14 protein-coding genes are annotated in these 17621 nt (G+C 69.2%); 5 read left to right on the forward strand and 9 right to left on the reverse strand.

Annotated elements, in window-relative coordinates:
• Window positions 1-197: 197 nt before the first annotated feature.
• The 4 genes from phnE to FHS42_RS12090 all read right to left on the reverse strand — a co-directional run bounded on the left by phnE (window position 198) and on the right by FHS42_RS12090 (window position 5368).
• Window positions 198-2087 (reverse strand): phosphonate ABC transporter, permease protein PhnE, encoded by a 1890-nt coding sequence (gene phnE, locus FHS42_RS12075; RefSeq protein ID WP_184571958.1) that lies wholly within the window; start codon window positions 2085-2087, stop codon window positions 198-200.
• A complete protein-coding gene (gene phnC / locus FHS42_RS12080; protein WP_221476392.1) occupies window positions 2084-3121 on the reverse strand; it encodes a phosphonate ABC transporter ATP-binding protein in 1038 nt (345 codons plus the stop codon). The genes phnE and phnC overlap by 4 nt, the downstream gene beginning before the upstream one ends.
• Window positions 3121-4068, reverse strand: coding sequence for a phosphate/phosphite/phosphonate ABC transporter substrate-binding protein (locus FHS42_RS12085; protein WP_184571960.1), 948 nt, complete (start codon window positions 4066-4068; stop codon window positions 3121-3123). The genes phnC and FHS42_RS12085 overlap by 1 nt, the downstream gene beginning before the upstream one ends.
• Window positions 4069-4420: 352 nt before the next feature.
• A complete protein-coding gene (locus FHS42_RS12090) occupies window positions 4421-5368 on the reverse strand; it encodes an RNA polymerase sigma-70 factor (protein WP_184571962.1) in 948 nt (315 codons plus the stop codon).
• Window positions 5369-5605: 237 nt separating this feature from the next.
• Here FHS42_RS12090 and FHS42_RS12095 point away from each other — a divergent pair, with 237 nt between their 5' ends.
• Together FHS42_RS12095 and FHS42_RS12100 are read left to right on the forward strand one after the other, a co-directional pair.
• Window positions 5606-6370 carry an SDR family oxidoreductase gene (locus tag FHS42_RS12095; RefSeq protein WP_184571964.1) on the forward strand — a complete coding sequence of 255 codons (765 nt, stop codon included), beginning with the start codon at window positions 5606-5608 and terminating at the stop codon, window positions 6368-6370.
• Window positions 6371-6555: 185 nt separating this feature from the next.
• Window positions 6556-7017 (forward strand): hypothetical protein, encoded by a 462-nt coding sequence (locus FHS42_RS12100; protein ID WP_184571966.1) that lies wholly within the window; start codon window positions 6556-6558, stop codon window positions 7015-7017.
• 469 nt (window positions 7018-7486) lie between these two features.
• Here the strand turns inward: FHS42_RS12100 and FHS42_RS12105 are convergent, their stop codons facing one another.
• On the reverse strand, window positions 7487-8389 hold the full coding sequence (locus FHS42_RS12105) for a S1 family peptidase (protein ID WP_184571969.1): 903 nt from the start codon (window positions 8387-8389) through the stop codon (window positions 7487-7489).
• A gap of 572 nt (window positions 8390-8961) precedes the next feature.
• On the opposite strand from FHS42_RS12105, the gene FHS42_RS12110 reads away from it, so the two are divergent.
• Window positions 8962-10293 (forward strand): helix-turn-helix domain-containing protein, encoded by a 1332-nt coding sequence (locus FHS42_RS12110; protein ID WP_184571971.1) that lies wholly within the window; start codon window positions 8962-8964, stop codon window positions 10291-10293.
• Between the two features lie 39 nt (window positions 10294-10332).
• On the opposite strand, the gene FHS42_RS12115 is transcribed toward FHS42_RS12110, so the two are convergent.
• Entirely contained in the window at window positions 10333-11184 is an 852-nt protein-coding gene (locus FHS42_RS12115; RefSeq protein ID WP_184571974.1) for a helix-turn-helix transcriptional regulator, read from the reverse strand.
• An 87-nt stretch (window positions 11185-11271) separates the two neighbouring features.
• On the opposite strand from FHS42_RS12115, the gene FHS42_RS12120 reads away from it, so the two are divergent.
• Window positions 11272-12072 carry an SDR family NAD(P)-dependent oxidoreductase gene (locus FHS42_RS12120; RefSeq protein WP_184571976.1) on the forward strand — a complete coding sequence of 267 codons (801 nt, stop codon included), beginning with the start codon at window positions 11272-11274 and terminating at the stop codon, window positions 12070-12072.
• A gap of 31 nt (window positions 12073-12103) precedes the next feature.
• Here the strand turns inward: FHS42_RS12120 and FHS42_RS12125 are convergent, their stop codons facing one another.
• The 3 genes from FHS42_RS12125 to FHS42_RS12135 form a co-directional block, all read right to left on the reverse strand.
• Window positions 12104-13042: an SDR family NAD(P)-dependent oxidoreductase gene (locus FHS42_RS12125; RefSeq protein WP_184571978.1), complete on the reverse strand. Its 939-nt coding sequence runs from the start codon at window positions 13040-13042 to the stop codon at window positions 12104-12106.
• A gap of 471 nt (window positions 13043-13513) precedes the next feature.
• Window positions 13514-15181 (reverse strand): catalase, encoded by a 1668-nt coding sequence (locus tag FHS42_RS12130; RefSeq protein WP_184571980.1) that lies wholly within the window; start codon window positions 15179-15181, stop codon window positions 13514-13516.
• A gap of 225 nt (window positions 15182-15406) precedes the next feature.
• Window positions 15407-15640 (reverse strand): metallothionein, encoded by a 234-nt coding sequence (locus FHS42_RS12135; protein WP_184571982.1) that lies wholly within the window; start codon window positions 15638-15640, stop codon window positions 15407-15409.
• Window positions 15641-16396: 756 nt separating this feature from the next.
• Between FHS42_RS12135 and FHS42_RS12140 the strand changes: the two genes are divergently transcribed.
• Window positions 16397-17485: a Ppx/GppA family phosphatase gene (locus FHS42_RS12140; protein WP_184571984.1), complete on the forward strand. Its 1089-nt coding sequence runs from the start codon at window positions 16397-16399 to the stop codon at window positions 17483-17485.
• Window positions 17486-17621 lie beyond the last annotated feature (136 nt).

Genomic DNA, 17621 nt, shown 5'->3' on the forward strand with positions numbered 1-17621 from the left:
TGTAAACGGCCCGGCCCCGCCCGGTGAACTCCGGAAACAGTTGTCGCGCCACGGGGCCAGCACCGCCCCCCTACCCCAGCGGCACACGGCGCCGGGCCTCACAGCGCTCACCGCGGGTGTCTGATAATCGACGGTCGGCATGGGGTGCATGGCTCAGACGGCCTCAGACGGCCTCAGACGGCATGGGAGTGCCTGGCTCAGGCGAAGATCTTGCGTACCCAGATGGCCAGGCCCTCGACGAGCAGGACCACCATCAAGATCATCAGCACGATGGTGCTGACCACGTCGAACTGCTGCACACGGGCAGCGTTGAGTAGGTCATAGCCGATGCCGCCCGCGCCGACGACGCCGAGCAAGGTGGCGGAGCGAATGTTCACATCGAGTGTGTAGAGCAGGTGGGCCAGCACCGTGGGCCAGGCACGCGGCAGGATCGCGGCGAAGAAGACCTGTCCGCGACCCGCTCCGGTCGCCATGGCGGCCTGGGCGGGGCCGGGGCCGATCTCCTCCAGCGAGTCCGCCACGAGCTTGCCGAGCAGTCCCACCGACCCGATGCCAAGGGCGAGTGCGCCGGCTACCGGGCCGAGGCCGGTGATGACCACGAAGACGATGGCGAGCAGCAGTTCCGGCAGCCCCCTGATGAGCAGGATCAAAGAGCGGAAGAACCGGGAGACGACGGCCGACCGTACGACGTTGCGCGCGGCCAGCGTGCCCAGCGGCAGGGCGAGAACGAGACCGATGAGGGTGCCTGCCAACGCAATGCGCAGCGTGATCCACAGGTCCTCCCACAAGATGTCCGCCACGCCTGCGGAGGCCGGGGGCAGGAAGTCCTGGATGGTCGGCCAGAGTGTCTGTGCCCCGTGCAGCAGGGCATCGGGCGATACCTCCGCCCGTACGAATGACGCCCCGACTAGCCCGGCAACCAACGCGGCCCAGCCCAGACGCCGCACGCGCCGGGCGTCCCAGGAGGGGCTGATCCGGCGACGCGCGTGCGGCGGCCCGGCCGGTGCGTTCGCTATGCGTGCCGGCTTACGCAGCGGGCCGGCGGGGGTGGTGGCCACGCTCGCGGCGGGCCGGGCGCGGGGGGCTTGCGCGGCAGGGGAGGCCGACGCGGTACGGGGAGCTTGCGCGGCAGCTGGCGTACGCGGGATACGCAGGGTGTTCAGCCGTGCGGTGAGCCGGCGCAGCGGCCCGGGGCCGGCCCGCTGCGCCGTGTCTGGCAGCAGGGTACGGCGAACGGCACCGGACAGCGTCTCGGCGGCGAAGCAGAGCAGCACCACTACAAGGGCCAGGCCCATGGCCTCCTGGTAGTCGAGGCGGCTGATGGCGTTGGACAACGCGTGCCCGAGCCCGCCGACACCGACGAAGCCAAGTACCACCGATACGCGCAGATTGATGTCGAGCCGGTGCAGCGCCGTGGCCACCAGGGACGGGAGCACCTGCGGCAACACCGCGCCGGTGATCTGCTGGAGCCGTCCGGCGCCCACGGCCCGTAGCGCGTCACGCGGCCCTTGGTCGGTCTCCTCGATGGCGTCCGCGTACAACTTGCCGACCATGCCCACCGAGTGCAGGCCCATCGCGATGACGCCGGTCATGCCGCCGAGACCGAAGACGCGGAACGCGGCGATGGCGAACACCACATCCGGGATCGCGCGGGCGAGCACGATCAGGGCCCGGGAGACAAGGCGCGCGGGGGCGCCCACGGTGGTGTTGTGCGCGGCCAGCAGCGCCAGCGGCACGCTGAGCACCACGGACACCGTGGTGGCGGCGATGACGATCGCGAGGGTCTGCCAGGTCAGCTCGAACAGTTCGCCGGGCGGCGGGAACTCCAGCGGCAGCATGCGCTCCGCGAAGTCCACGGCGTTGTCGGCGCTGTCCACGACGGTGGCGATGTTGAGCTGTAGCGTCACAAAGGCCCACACTCCGCCCGCGAAGCAGAGCAGCAGGACGGCGGTGGCTGCGAGCCGGGCGGTGGTGGGGCGGTGCAGGGTACGCCGGGAGCGCACCCGTTCGGCGCCGGGGGCACGGCTCGGCGGAGGTTTCGGGAAAGGCGCGGTGGGGCGCTGGTCGAGGGGCAGTGACACGGTCATCCCGCCCCCACCGCCAGGACCGCCGCGGCGCCCGCGTGGGGCTCAGGCCCCGGGTTCGCGCCGGACACCGGGCCCGCGCCCACCCGTGCGTACAGCCGCATGACCGCGTCCCGGCCGATGCCCTTGGTCGGCACATCCATCACGACCCGGCCCTCGCGCAGTCCCACGATGCGGTCGGCCCAGGACAGCGCCAGGTCAACCTGGTGCAGGCTGCACAGGACGGTGAGCTGGTTTTGGTCCGCCACCTCGCGCAGTAGCCGCATGATCTGCCCGGAGGACTCCGGGTCGAGGGAGGCGACCGGTTCGTCGGCGAGCAAGATGGTGGGCTCCTGCATCAGGGCGCGGGCGACGCCGACACGCTGCTGCTGGCCGCCGGAAAGGGTGTCCGCGCGCTGGAAGGCCCAGTCGGCGAGCCCGACCCGCTCCAGATGGTCAAGGGCCCTTTCGCGGATGGCCCTCGGGTAGCTGAAGAGGCCAAGTCGTGGGCCGCGCAGCGAGCCGAGGGCTCCGGTGCAGACGTTCTCCAACACGGTGAGCCGGCCGATGAGATGGAACTGCTGGAATACGAACCCGATCCGGCGGCGCAGCGCGCGCAGCTCGGCGCGTCCCGCGGTGGCCAGGTTGGTGCCAAGGACGGTGCCGCCGCCCGCGCTGGGCGTCTGTAGGCCGTCGATGTGCTGGAGCAGCGTGGACTTGCCGGAACCGGAGAGCCCGAGCAGGGCCACCACTTCGCCGCGCCTGACATCGAAGGACACCTCGTCCAGGGCGGTGAGCGCCACGCTTCCGCTGCCGAATCGCTTGGTCAGGGAGTCGATCCGCACGACGATCTCGTCATCGACGGGCGCGGATGCAACTGCGGCCCGCCGCGCGGCGCCCCCGGTCCTCCCCACCTGCCCGGCCTGCCCAGTTGGGACAGATTGCTCGGTGTGTCCGGTGCGCCCGGCCTGTGCGGTGTGTCCCGCCAAGCTGGCAGCCTGGGCACTCCCGGCGGTGGTTGCTGCTGCTGCCGACGTACGGGTGGAGGCGTCGGCCATCACGATCCCGCCTTGCACTGCTCGTTCTTTGTGGCGGCGCACACGTCGCGCACACTGTTGTAGTCGGCGTCATCGACCTTGACGTAGCCCCAGTTGGCCTCGGTCAAGCAGTCCTCGCCGCCTGAGCAGTAGCCCTTGGAGCGCAGGTAGTCGGCGTTGGCCTTGGTCTCGAAGACGTTGGCGATCTTCCTTTGGAGTCCGTCGGCCAGGTCGGTGCTGACGGCGACCGGGGAACCGGGGATCAGGCTGGACTTCCACAGGACCTTGAGATCGTCCTTGTCGATCTTCTTGTCCTGGACAAGTTGGCGGGTGGCCATGTCCTCGGTGGCGAACCCGCCGTCGCACTGGCCGCTGTTCACCGCCAGCACCGACGCGTCGTGGCCGCCGGACATGATCGGGGTGTAGTCCTTCTCGCCCACCCCCGCCTTGATCAGCTCGGCCGTGGGGTAGAGGTAGCCGGACGTGGAGTTCTCGTCCACGAAGCACACCTTTTTCCTGGCGAGGTCCTTCAGACTGCCGATATTGGAGCCGGACTTGGCTACGGCGACCGACCGGTAGCCAGTTTCGTCACCCTTGTTCTTCACGGGTGAGGCAATGACGCGCAGATCGACGCCGCTGTCCTTGGCGACGACGTAGGAGAGCGGCCCGTAAAAGGCGATATCGGCCTTGTGCGCGCGCTGGGCCTCGATGACCGCGGCGTAGTTGGTCGCCTTTTGCAGCACGACCTCCTTGCCCGTCTCGTCCTCCAGGAGCTTGATGACCGCCTCGTAGCGCTGGGCGAGCGAGGTGGAGTCCTCGGAGGGGATCGCCGCGACGACCAACTTCCCGGGGTCGCGGGCACCGCCGGAGCTGTCGTCGTCGGACGCGGCACTGGAGCCACACCCGGTGAGGGCGAGGGCGAGCACGGCACAAACGGCCGCGAGGGGCCCGCGAAGTGTGCTGATCATGGGTGGGTACGGTCCTTCTGCGACGCGGATGGCGGCTGGCCGCCGGGGCTGCCAGCATCAGCACGGCAGGTGTGAGGGCAGACGCCGCAGGGTGACGGGGCGCTGAACACTGCGGAAGACAACGCGGGACTTGACCTGACAAGCGCGGATTACACCCACCACAGGGGCCGCACGCTGGTGGCTTCCTGACGAGCGTCTCGGCACCGGCCCGCGGTGCGCCTGCCCGGGCCGCGCCTGCCGAGCGTCATCGCAACAACCTCGATCAGCTGGCCCCGTGCGATCACCGGATCGGTCTGAAACGTTGGCCCGATCTTGGCCGCACTTGGCCTGCTGCGCGCTGGAGCACCGGAGATCAGCGGCTGATGGCTGTCTCGTACGCCACGTGCGACAGCTTGTCGGGGTTGCGTACGTGGTAGGCGCCGGTGACGTAGCCGTTCTCGACGCGCACGGCTAGTACGCCGTCGACCTGTCCGTCGACCCGGACGAGGAGGGCTGGGCCGCCATTGATCTGTACCGGTTCGAGCGACCTTGTAACGTCGCGTTTCCACCAGCCGCCGGCCAGGAGGCGGGCGACCTTGTCCGCGCCCACGATGGGCCGTAGCAGGGCGTGTCGGACTCCGCCGCCGTCGCTGAGGGCGACGACGTCGGGTGCGAGGATGTCGAGCAGGCCCTGTAGTTCGCCGGTTTCCACCGCTTTTTGAAAGGCGTGGAGCGCGGCCCTTGTCTGGGCCGGAGAGACAGTGCCGCGCGGTCGGCGCGCCGCGACGTGGGCCCGGGCCCGATAGGCGAGTTGACGGACCGCGGCCGGGCTCTTGTCGACGGCGTCGGCGATCTCGTCGTACGCAAGGTCGAACACCTCGCGGAGCACGAACACGGCCCGTTCGACCGGTGCGAGCGTCTCCAGCACCAGCAGCATCGCCATCGAAACGCTGTCGGCGAGTGCGACGTCCTCGGCAACGTCCGGCGCGGTCAGCAGCGGCTCGGGCAGCCACGGTCCCACGTAGGACTCCTTGCGCCGGCCGAGCGCGCGCACCCGGTCGAGTGCCTGCCGGGTGGCGATCTGCACCAGGTACGCCCGTTCCTTGCGCACCGTCGCCGGATCGACGGCCGTCCACCGCAGCCAGGTCTCCTGTAGGACGTCCTCGGCGTCGGCGGCCGAACCGAGAATCTCGTAGGCGACGGTGAACAGCAGGTTGCGGTGGGCCACGAACACCTCGGTGGCGCTGTCCGGCACCTCCACCCGGGCGGCGCGATTCGGCGGCTCAGGTGTGTCCGCGGCCCGTGCGCTGTGCTCACTCATATCCGGCTCCCACCTGTTCGCTTCCCCGCCATGCCCAGCCATCGTCCGTGCACGGGACGCCGGGCGGCGCTGTTGTGTAACACCTGTGACGCGTGGCCTACGTCATACGGCCGCGACTGTTACGGGCGACGGGGGGCCGACGTCTCCTGTGCGTCAGGACGCCGCGCGTAGGCACCGCGAGTTCCGTGCGCCGGCGTACCCCTCAGACACCCCTGGCACTTGAGAAAGGCATGGAATATGAGCACCAGCAAGTTCGCCGTGGCAGGAGCAACCGGACGGCTGGGACGCCACGTCGTGGACGTCCTGACCGAACAGGGGCACCGGGTCGTGTCGATGTCCCGCGCCACCGGTGTGGACGTGATCACCGGTGCGGGCCTGGCCGACGCGCTCACCGGTGTCGATGTCATCATCGACGTCGCGTCATGGCACGCCTCCGACCAGGAGGCCGCCACGGAGTTCTTCCGTACCGCCACCGGTAACCTGCACGAGGCCGGCCAGCGGGCGGGAGTCAGCCGGCTCGTCGCCGTGTCGATCATCGGCGCGGACAAGGCCACCGCCGGTTTCGTCGCCGCCCAGCAGGTGCACGAGGAAGCCAATCTGTCCGGCCCACTGCCCGCCCGCATCCTGCGGGCTGCGCAGTTCCACGAATTCGTCGGCCAACTCCTGGACTGGCGGCAGGGCGACGTCGCCTACATCCCCGCCCTGCCCACCCAGCTCGTGGCCTGCCGCACCGTGGCAGAAACGCTGGTCGGCCTGGCCTCCGACCCCAACGCCGCGCAGCCGGGCCCCGGAGAACCGATCCCCGAGATCGCCGGCCCCGTCAAAGAGACCATGTCCGATGCGGCCGAACTTCTCGGCGCCCGCCGAGGCATCAAGGTGTGCGCGGTCGCGGCTTCCGGCATGCCCGACGCCGAGATTGCGGCGGCCGGTGGGTTCCTGCCAAGCCCGCACGCCACGCTCGCCGGCCCCACGTTCCGGGAATGGCTCGACGCCCAGTCCTGACCAGGTCAGGCGGACCTGGTGACCTTCGGCGGGTGGCTGGGGGCCGCCCCGCCGACGTGCCGGACCTCCAGCGCACGACGGCGTTGAGTACCAGGTCGAGAGCGCCCGGGAGGGAGCCACCTACAGCACGTATGGCCGCCCGTACGTGACGTACGACCACCTGATCGAAAGAAATGGGGACTTCCATGCACGACGCCTCTTCCCGGGGTGAGCCCTCCCTAGCCAGGACGGGCACTGCGGTGATGACGACCCGGGTGGTGAACGGTCGTGGCGCGATCACACTGCTGCGGGTGGTGTCCGCTGTCGCCTGTCTTCAGACCCTGGTGCAGGGCCTGCTCGCCGGGATGCTGCTGAACGGCGACGTCAATTCCATCGACCCGCACGGCTTCAACGCGTACGTCTTCGAGCTGCTGGTGTTCCTCCAGGTCGCAGCAGCCGTCCTGGTGTGGCGCAGCAACCGCTGGCTGACGTGGCCGTTGAAGGCCGCCATCGGCATCCTGGTGGCCACGTTCACGCAAACCGCGCTGGGTCTGACGAGCTCGCTCGCCGCGCACGTCACCCTCGGTTTGGCGTTGTGCGCCATGCAGGCGGTGTTCGTCATGCGGGCCTTCACGCTCCGCGCAGACAGGCCAGCCAGGCTCGCCTGAGTGACGCTTAGCTTCGAGAAGCACTGCGACCGGCGTGGAGTCGAGCCCCGCATCGCGCCCGCCAGCCTCAACATGCCGGACGTCCGACATGTTGCTCCAGCGACGCCCCGAGCGATCCCGACGTGCGCAGTGCACACAAGCCCCCGGTACCACCGCAGCGCGTCATAGCCGTAGCTCCGGCAGGTCGCCGTACTGACGCCGCAGAGCATCCGGTCCCGCAGGTAGACGCTGCCCGGCTCGCCCGCACGGCCGGCGGCGCACAGCCCCCGGGACAAGCAGTACCCCGAGTTGGTGCAGTGAACAGACCAGGCGTCGCTGCCGGCGGGGGCGCCATCCCCGTCGTGCGCATTCCACGTCAGTGGACAGAAGGGGAGAACGGGAGAAGGCCCTCCCTGTCGGCAAAGCCGAGGGAGGGCCAACTCTGCGTTACCGGTGCTGCCACCCGTCACAAGGATCGGTCGGGCGGGTCCTAGTAGATGGTCAGGCCGTAGGCGCTCAGCACCTCGGTGACCGGCTGGAAGAATGTCGTACCGCCGGAGCGGCAGTCGCCGCTGCCGCCGGAGGTCAGGCCGATCGCCCGGTTGCCAGAGCGCAGGGAGCCACCGCTGTCGCCGGGCTCCGCGCAGACGGTGGTGCGGATGAGGCCGCTGACGACATCGCCGTCGCCGTAGTTCACGCTGGCGTTCAGGCCGGTGACGCTCCCGCTGTGGGTGCCGGTGGTGCTGCCGTGCCGGATGACGTTCATGCCGACGGTGGCGTTGGCCGCGCTGGTGATGTCCACGCCGCCCGCGGTACCGGGGTGGCTGACGCTGCCGTCGTAGCGGATGACGCCATAGTCGTTGCCCGGGAAGCTGGAGGCCGCGGTGGGGCCAATGAGGGTGGAGTTGCCGGAGTTGGCGTACCAGCTGCCGCCGCCCTCGGTGCAGTGCCCGGCGGTGACCATGTAGTACGTGGTGCCCTTGCGTACGTTGAAGCCAGCGGAGCAGCGCGAGCCGCCGGTGTAGATGGCGTCGCCGCCCTGGATGTACTTCTGGAACGTGCCGGCGGTCCGCTGGATCGTCAGGGCTCCGGCGTTGTCACCGGCCGCCTTCTTGATGCGCGCTATGTCGGCCTGTGAGACCCGCTTGTCCACCGTGACGTTGACCTTGCCAGTCTTGGCGTCGATGTTCCAGGCGGTACCCGCCACATCCGCGTCCAGCACGGCATTGCTCGCCTGGGACAACCGTGCCGTGCTGAAGGTATCCGCGGCCGGCTCAGCGTTGGCGCTGGTGGCGCTGACGCTCAGCGCCGCGACGGCCGCCAGGCCGGCGGCCATGGCGATGCATCTGGAGCGTCCAAAAGTGCCACTGTGGGAGGTGGTGCGCTTGCTCATTGATCTCTCCTCCGAGAAAACCTTGGTCATCGTTGCCACCGCCCGCTATCGGACGGCCCGGTCAACGACAGCCCCTTCCTGATTGGCATGCCCCTGACAGCACAACAGCCGGTGCGCACCGACATCGCCGCGCTACCCAAGGGGTGAAGCGGCCTGTACGTACCGGCCGCGTCTGCATACCGTTCACCGAGCGAGCGAACACTGACACCGCCGCGACTGCCGCGTCAACGCCGTGAGCTGCCACGATGGGGCGTTGTCAAATCCAGGCAACCCGCCGAGCCGGGGCCATTCCTTCCACCGGGCCAGCGGCGACGTGCGTGCGGGGAAGCTGTCGTCGTCATGGCGGTTTCGTGCAACAGCCTGCACATGAGCCTCACATGAGCACTTGTGGCGCATATCATGAGCCGCCTGGCGCGATGGCGCCGTCGCGGACTGCTGGGGTGCGTAATCGACGCATCGCGTGCCGCGTGGGGGCGCCCCGATGCGACATCCCATGGGCCCGCGGAACGTGTTCGGATCGCACCGCTACCCGCTTACGCCATGTCGCACCCGACGAGCCAGTGGAGGGAGCAGTGTCGTGCACCGCAGAGCGAGACCCCCAAGCCTGGGCCACCTTCGGCCGCCAGCTACGGGCCTGGCGCCGCCGACGTGGCCTGACGCAACGGCAGCTCGGGGTGCTGCTCGGCTATGACCACAGCCTGGTCAGCCGCTGGGAGTCCGGAACGCGCGAACCGCTGGGCACCGCGGTACAGCGGCTGGACGAGACGCTTGCCACCGGCGGAGCCCTGGCCGGCGCCCTGAGCGAACCGCCGCCTGAGCAACCCTCCACCGGCGGTGGCTCGTTTGCGCAACAAGGCCTCTTCGCCCCACTGCCCGAAAACACCGCCGCGACGAAGGTGCCGGTGGACGCGGACCACTGGCCGGACCAGCTACCCAACGTAGAACTGGCCTGTCCGCTGCACGGCGGCCGGCGCTGCCAGGTGCCTCCGCTCGCGGACGTCCTCGCCGCCATCGCGTCGGGGCCATCGGCGCTTCCGGCGCACCAGGACCCGGAGCTGCTGCACGGGCTCACCGCGCTCCTCGAACGCCTCGTGGTGCACAACCGTACGGAACTTCCCGTCGGCACCGCATGGGTTGAGTCGGTGCTGCGGCTGACGGTGAGCTGGTCCCAGGCGCTTCAGGCCGCCGGCCGACCGTTCGGCGGACCTTTGAACCTCTGCGCGCACTACGCCGTGCTCGCGGGGCGCATCCGTCGCCAATGCGGTCAAAACGCCGCCTCGATGGCCTGGTTCGCGCACGGCAACCAATGGGCGAACGCCAGCGGCGACCCGGTCGTACGGGCCACGCTGCTAGGCGAGATGTCCATGCTCGCCCGGGCCGAGCACGACCCCGCATCCGCGATCTCCTACGCACGGGCCTCGTATGCCTGCACCCCCGACCGCGGCTGGGCCCGCACCATCTCCCACTACCTCCAGGCGCGCGGCCACGCCCTCACCGGTGACGTCCGCGAGTGCCATCGGCACCTGGCGCAGGCCCGACGCGGGCTCGACCAGCTCGATGAGCGGGACCTGGCGGAGTCCCCGTGTCTACGCGGCACACAGGGTGTGATGCACGTGGAGGCCACGGCCGCCGCCGCGTTGCGTGATCTGTCCGTCACCACCGGGAGCGCCGCGTCCGCGCGGCAGGCGGTGCACGCCGCCCGTACCTGTCTCGGCCACCTTCCGGAGTGGATGCGCCCCTTGCGCCTGCTGCTCACCCTGCGGCTGGCCGACAGCTACGCGTGCACGGGCGACATCGACGCAGCCCGGGAGACGGCCGCGCCGTCCCTGTACCTGGCGGCCCTGTCGTCCCGGTCGGTGATCACCGAGGAACTGCGGGGCCTGACGCGGAGACTGCCCAACTAGCCAGCCCCGCCGCGCTGAGCAGGTGTGCAGCGGCGCGGCTCAACCCGGTACGTCCATGCGCTGTGTGCCGACGACCGACAGCAGCCGCAGCGCTTCTTCGGACGGTGAGCCGGGCGGTGCGGTGTAGATCACCAGCCGCTGGTCCCGGTCGGCGATGTCCAGGACGTCGCAGTTGACGGTGATCGGGCCGATCATCGGGTGTTGGAGGGACTTACACAAGGCGGGCTTAGCACACACGTCATGGGAGGCCCAGAGCTGGGCGAACTCCTCGCTGCCGGCGATGAGTTCTTGCACCAGTTCGGCAACCTCGGGATCGTCGGGGTACCGCGCGGCGGTGGCGCGCAGGTACTGGGCCGAGGTACGAGCGAACGCGTCCACGTCCGACAGGCTGTACAGCCGCTGATCCCGTGGGTGCGGCTCAAGGAAGACGCGGCGCATGAGGTTTCGGTCGCGCCGCGACACAGCGGAGAAGTCCTCCAAGAGGGCTGCCGCGAGATGGTTCCAGGCGATCACCTCGTACGTCGCGGATATCACGATCGCGGCGGACTGCGGCAGCCGGTGCAGCAGATCAAGGATGCTCTGCCGCACCTCGCGCGAAGGGCCGGCTGGCAGGCTCGGCGGGACGCCGGCCAGATGGTAGAGGTGGTCGCGCTCCGCGTCCGACAGGCGCAGGGCGCGGGCCAGCCCGGCCAGCACCTCGCGCGATGGCCGCGGGGCGCGGGCCTGCTCAAGCCGCGTGTAGTACTCGGTCGAGATGAACGCCAACTGCGCGACCTCCTCACGCCGTAGCCCGGGGGTGCGCCGGCGGGGCCCAATGGGCAGCCCGACCTCGGCGGGGCCGATCCGCTCGCGCCTGCTGCGCAGGAAGCCAGCTAACTCGCGTCTGTTCACCTCTCCAGTGTGCGCACGCATCATGCGTCCCAAACAGGTACAGCCGGTGCCTGGATAGGCCGGGCTGTCGGTCCCAAGCTTGAGGTTATGGACACCACACCGAATAACAGCATTTCTACCTCCTCTTCGTTGGGTTTGCTGGCCGGCAAGGTTGCCTTCATTACCGGCGCCGGTCGCGGTATCGGCGCCGCTGCGGCACGGCTGTTCGCCAAGGAAGGCGCCCGGGTGCTCCTTGCGGCGCGGACAGAAAGCCAACTGAAAACGGTAGCCGAGGACATCAGAGCGGCCGGCGGCGTCGCGGAGTACGCGGTGTGCGATCTAGCCGATGCGGCCAGCGTGCGCGCCGCCGTCGATCGCACCGTGGAGCTGTACGGCCAGCTGGACATCGCCTTCAACAACGGCGCGACGTTGGCGTCGCCCGGCCCGATGGACCAGGTGGAAGAAGCCGACTTCGACCACGTTTACGCCGTAAACCTCCGGGGGACATGGCTGGCCATGGTCGCCGAGGTCGCGGCTATCCGGGCCACCTCCATTACGGGGGCCATTGTGAACAACTCCAGCGTCGGCAGTTTGATGGGGAATGCCGAACTGGCCCCTTACGGCGCGATGAAGCGTGCCGTCAACAGCCTCACCGAGTCAGCGGCCGTGACGTACGGTCCCGAGGGCATCCGCGTCAACGCCATAGCGCCGGGGACCACGTTGACCGAGATGATGTACGAGTGGGACGACGCCTCCCCCGGCATGATCGAGCGGCTCGCCGCACAGGCCCCCATGCGCCGCGCGGCTCATCCCGACGAGGTGGCCCAGGCCGCGGCTTGGCTCCTCAGCGACCGTTCCTCTTACGTCACGGGCACCGTCCTACGGGTGGACGGCGGCTTGCGGGCCTAAGCCACAACGCACCGCGACCGACACTGTGTGCCTAAACAACAGGCTCCACGCCGGTCAGGTCCCGGCTCGCGGCCCAAAGGCGTGCCGCACCTACGGTGTCGGTCAGGTGGTCCCACAGCGGTTCGATCCTGGGCTTGCCGCGCAGCCCGAACATCCGAGGGCCCCACATCTGGCCACCGCGCACCTGCGGGTCGAGCACGGCTCGCGCGGCGGGCCACGCGCCGGCTTCCTTGCCCTGGACAAAGAGGCCCAGGGGCAGGCCGCGTAGTCGTGTCCCGACGGTACGGACGTGCACCGGCGGGCGGGATGGGGTGAGAGAGTCGAGCGCGCCGCCGGGGTGGGCGACCACACTCAGCGTGGTACTGCCCGCGGCGCGCAGCCGGCGGTCGAGCTCAAAGGCGAAGAGCATCTGAGCCAGCTTGGAGCGTCCGTAAACGCGCCCTGGCCGGTAGTCGCGGTGGCTTTGGAGGTCGTCGAGATCCAGGCGTTCGGACTTGGCCGCGAAGCTTCCGGTGGTGACGACCCGGCTTCCTGGTGTGGCGTTGAGCAGGGGTGCCAACCAACTGGTCAGTGCGTAGTGCCCGAGGTGGTTGGTCGCGAACATCGCCTCGTAGCCGTCGCGGGTTTCACGGCGCGGTGGGTGGTCAAGCGCCGTGCCGGCGTTGTGGACGACGGCGTCCAGACGCTCCAGTTCCCATGCATCCGCTGACGACTTGAGCGAGGTGAGGTCGGCGAGGTCCAGGTGCACGTGCCGCACCATGGCACCGGGCACGCGTGCGGCGATCGCAGCGATGGCGGTCTTGGCCTTGGCGGCGTTGCGGCTGCCAAGGATGACGGTGGCTCCCGTGCTGGCGAGCTGCTCGCAAAGGAAGTACCCGATGCCCGCATTGCCGCCGGTGACCAGGAACACCTTGCCATCGGCGGCAGGCAGCCGATGAACATCCCAGGGTGAGGTGGTGGCAGCAGGCATCGCGGGCTCCTCGCGCTCTGAGTGATCGGGGCACCGGCACAGTGGCGGCCCGGCGACGCGGCATGCGCCCCGGCGCGCGGGGTACTTCGCCCGTCGTCGGTGACCGCCGCTGTCCGTACGCCACACTCCCAGGAGCCACCGACACGCTGCCGGCAGACGCCCGCCACCACCGATCACCACCGACATCCGACCGACACCGCCCGGCGTCATGACCGGAGAGCCCGGTGATCGGGGTGCCTGCGCCCGGGCCGCCTGCGCCCGCTCCCCCGCGTGCGCGGTCGCCTACCGCACGGCAGCCAGACGGTAGCCAGCTCACCGAGCCGCCTCATCGCGCGAGGCGGCTGCCGCGTGACGAGCCGGGCACGAGGGCCGATGCCGCGGGGTCAGCGGGTCAGCGGGTCAGCGGGTCAGCGGGTCAGCGGGTCAGCGGGTCAGCGGGTCAGCGGGTCAGCGGGTCAGCGGGTCAGCGGGTCAGCGGGTCACAGTACGCCGCTTATTGGGCACGCAATGCGTCATGGTCAGTCCCGAAACATCGCGCGGCGGGTTCTTGCCGAGGTTGGCCAGCCGCCTGTGGTCCTCCTCGGTGAGGTCCTGGCTAGCCAGTGGTCGCAGATGCGCCACCTCACCGGGCTGGATGCCCAGCCCCTCGCCGACCCGTAGCCCCAGCTCGTTATCGACGAGCAGGAAGTGCCAGACCATGCGTTCTTGCACCGGGCGGGCGGCCTGCGAGATGAGGGTGACGAAGTTGGCGACCAGGTCATCCTTCTCCCACGCCTGCATGAGTTGATAGCGCTGACCGGCCTGAAGGTAGTCATTGGTCCTGGGCAGCCGCTTGCGCGTCAGCCGGCCCTCGATGACCGGGCCCTGCTCGTCGTGGGTCGGGTAGTGGCCCTCCCGCAGCCCACCGGTGATCGACGGCTCGTAGTTGACCTCCGGGTTCTCACCGCCGTGGCTGTTGTCGTATGCCATCTGGCCGTCGCGCTGGTTGGTGGCCACGGACGCGTGCTTGGCTCGGTTGACGGGGAGTTGAAGGTAGTTGGGGCCGACGCGATGGCGCTGGGTGTCGCTGTAGGAGAAGGTCCGGCCGACCAGCATCTTGTCGTCCGAGAAGTCCAGGCCATCGACGAGGACGCCGGTACCAAACGATGCCTGCTCGTTCTCCGCGAAGTAGTTGTCCGGCACCCGGTCGAGCACCATTCGGCCCACCGGCTTGGGCGGGAATTCCTGCTCGGGCCAGACCTTGGTGTCATCCAGCGGGTCGAAGTCCAACTCCGGGTGCTCGTCGTCGGACATCATCTGCACGACCAGTTCCCACTCCGGGAACTCCCCCCGCCTGATCGCCTCGTACAGGTCCTTCGTGGCGTGCCCGAGATCGTGCGCCTGGACGGCGGCGGCGTCTTCCTCCGTCATGCTGTGTACGCCCTGCTTGGGCAGCCAGTGGTACTTGACCAGGACGGTTTCGCCTTCGGCGTTGACCCACTTGTAGGTGTTGACGCCAAAACCCTGCATGTGCCGGTAGTCGGCGGGGATGCCTCGCGGGCTGAAGAGGTTGACCAGCATGTGCATGCACTCCGGCGTCTGCGACATGAAGTCGAAAATCCGCGCGGGCTTTTGTTCATGGGAGACCGGGTCGGGCTTGAGGGCGTGGATGACGTCGGGGAACTTGATGGCGTCCCGGATGAAGAAGACGGCCAAGTTGTTGCCGACGAGGTCCCAGTTGCCGTCTTCGGTGTAGAACTTCACGGCGAAACCGCGGGGGTCGCGCGCCGCCTCCGAGGAGTCCCGGCCGCCGATGACGGTGGAGAAGCGGACGGCGACGTCGGTGCGCTTGCCCTGCTCTGCAAAGACCTTGGCCCGGGTGAAGCGGCTGATGGGCTCGTCACCCCACCTGCCGTACGACTCGAAGAAGCCGTAGGTGGTCACTCCGCGGGCGTGGACCACACGCTCGGGGATGCGTTCTCGGTCGAAGTGGCTGATCTTCTCCAGAAACTGGTAGTTCTCCAGCGTCGCCGGCCCGCGCGCCCCGACCGTGCGCTGGTTTTGGTTGTCGTAGACCTGATGGCCCTGCCGGTTGGTCAACACCGGCCGGTCATCGCTGCCTTGGCCTTCCGCTGGTCCCTTGCTCGCTACATCGGTCACAGCCCTGTGCTCCTTCGCGGTGGTGTGGGCGTAGCGGTGGGGTGCACCCCGGCAGCCGCATCGCTACGGATAATGCGGCGGTCTACCCGTGGGGAGGCGGGTTTTCGCGCACCGTCGCGCCATGCCGCCCGGCCACCCCCACACGGCGCACCGGGGCCCCGCCTCCGGACTGCCCCGGGCCAGTGGTTGCCCGCCCCAGCGCGGCGTGCGGGGCGCGATGCGCGCTTACGCGTGATCCACGAGTTGAGCGAAACCCGCCTGCCGGGCGCAGTGCGCGCAGCAGAAGAACTGTCCGTCCGATTGCAGGCCGTGGCCGAGAATGCGGCACTGGCAGTTCTCACAAATCGGCGCCATCTTCTGGGCCGCGCACTCAATGCTGTCGAAAGTGTGGACGGCCCCGGCGGCGTGAATTTCAAACGCCATCTCGTAGTCGTTGTTGCAGACCTCGCAGACGGCCATGAATGATCAGCTCCTCGTCACCGTGCAAAGGGTCGAGCGCCTGTGGTGAGCGCCTTTGGACGGTAGCCACCCGGCGCCTCAGGGCTCCGGCGACGCGTGGACTTCTCGTCAACCAGCGCGCGGGAATCACTCGTCTGGGTGTGGCCACTTCGCGTGCAAGAGCGTTGGCCTTTGCCGGCCATGCCCGGTGATATCCCCGGGGCGTGCCCGAAGTTCGGGGGCCTTTCGGGTTACGTAGATGAGGGTGCTTATTTCGGCGGCGGACAACTCGGCCGCGTACACACGGCTGCCCGGCTGATGTTTTCGGCCACCCCGGCCACGATGGCCGGCGTCCACGAGGTCGGAGCCGATGTCCCGTAGCAGCCCGGCGACCACCGCCTTGGCCTCCTCGGCACGGCCTGACAGGGGAATGGCCAGACGCTCAGGGTCTGCCTTAGGGCGACCGCGATCGCGCAGGTTCTACCAGTGGACAGTGGACAGTGGAGAGTGGGCAGTGGACAGTGTCGGACAGCGAGCAGTGTTGGATTCAGCACACTCATCGCGGTCGCGCCGCGCCGCTCATCATGCGTTTTTTGGGGGGGCCTTCGAGCCTGCGCGGCCGGCCGCCCGCGGGCCGCGCACGCCCTGGGCCGCCTGCGCTGGGCACGGCCACCGCGGCCTGCCCCAGCGGACTCCTTGGCCCGCTTCTCCCCCATGGCCCCATGGCCCCGAACAATGACCATGGCCGATGAGCGCCCGCTCAGGGACACTCTGTGGATGATGAACACCAATGTGGGTACGCACGTAGGGATGCTGATAGGTGTTCTCGACGTAGGTTCGTACACGGCCCATCTGCTGGTGGTCAACACCAGGGATGCGGCCTTGTCTGCGGTGCACCGGAGCAAGATTCCGCTTCGGCTCATTGAGCGGATCGGCCCCGACGGGCACCTCGACCAAGGCTGCACGGACAAGGTGGCCCAAGCGGTCGCCGCCTCGTTGTCCGAGGCCAAGCGCCTGGGTGTGCGGGAGATGTTCGCCTACGCCACTGCGGTGATCCGAGACGCCCCTAACCGGGACGAGGTCATCGCGCAGGTGCAGGCTCGTACGGGCGTGCGTTTGGCGGTCCTGCCCGGAGAGACCGAGGCCACCCTCACCTTTCTCGCGGCCCGCCGCTGGGCAGGTCGCGAGAGCGGTTCGATGGCGCTGCTCAATTTGGGCGGAGGCTGCCTGGAGGTGGCCTTCGGCCATGGTGACCTGCCCGATTTCACCGCGTGTCTGCCGCTGGGCGCCGGCCGCCTCACGCGCGAACACATCGCGCACTGCGGCCCGCTCTCCTCCCAGCAGGTCACAGCCCTGCGCCGCCATGTGAGTGAAGGACTACGGGAGACCGCCGAGTATGTGAAGGCACAGGCGCCCCAGACCGTCCTGGCCACGTCCCGCACCTTCCAGCAGCTCGCACGGCTGTGCGGCGCCGCCCCGCAGCGCGAGGGGCCGCACGTACCGCGCCGGCTGAATCCGGGCGATTTGAAGAAGGCACAACAGCGCTTGGTCTCGCTACCGGTGGCCCAGCGCGCGAAGCTGCCCGGCATCTCCAAGGCGCGGGCGCGGCAGGCGGCGGTCGGGGCCATCGTGGCCCACACCACCATGAAGCTGGCAGGCATCAACGAGGTACGCATCTGCCCCTGGGCGCTGCGCGAAGGCGTCCTGCTGCAACACCCCGCCATCGCCGCCACGGCCCGAGCAGTCCCCTCCATCGGCCTCCTCGCACTGCAACCCTGGGCCCCGACATCGCCCGCCCTCGGCCCGGCGTGTCCCTCGATGCGCCGGCGCCGCTCCGCGCCATCACCAGGTGACATAGCGGCCTAAACGGGCCGGCAGTGGCTACCTGAACCCATCACAGGGCTTGCCGTGCCGGGCCTCGTGCTGCACGTAGGTGTGTACGCCCCCTCCCCTAGCGAGGGGGCCCACCACGAGGTTTCGGGGCGCGGCGAGGGTGCTGGGA

It is taken from the genome of Streptomyces zagrosensis, assembly GCF_014203645.1.
Lineage (GTDB): Bacteria > Actinomycetota > Actinomycetes > Streptomycetales > Streptomycetaceae > Streptomyces > Streptomyces zagrosensis.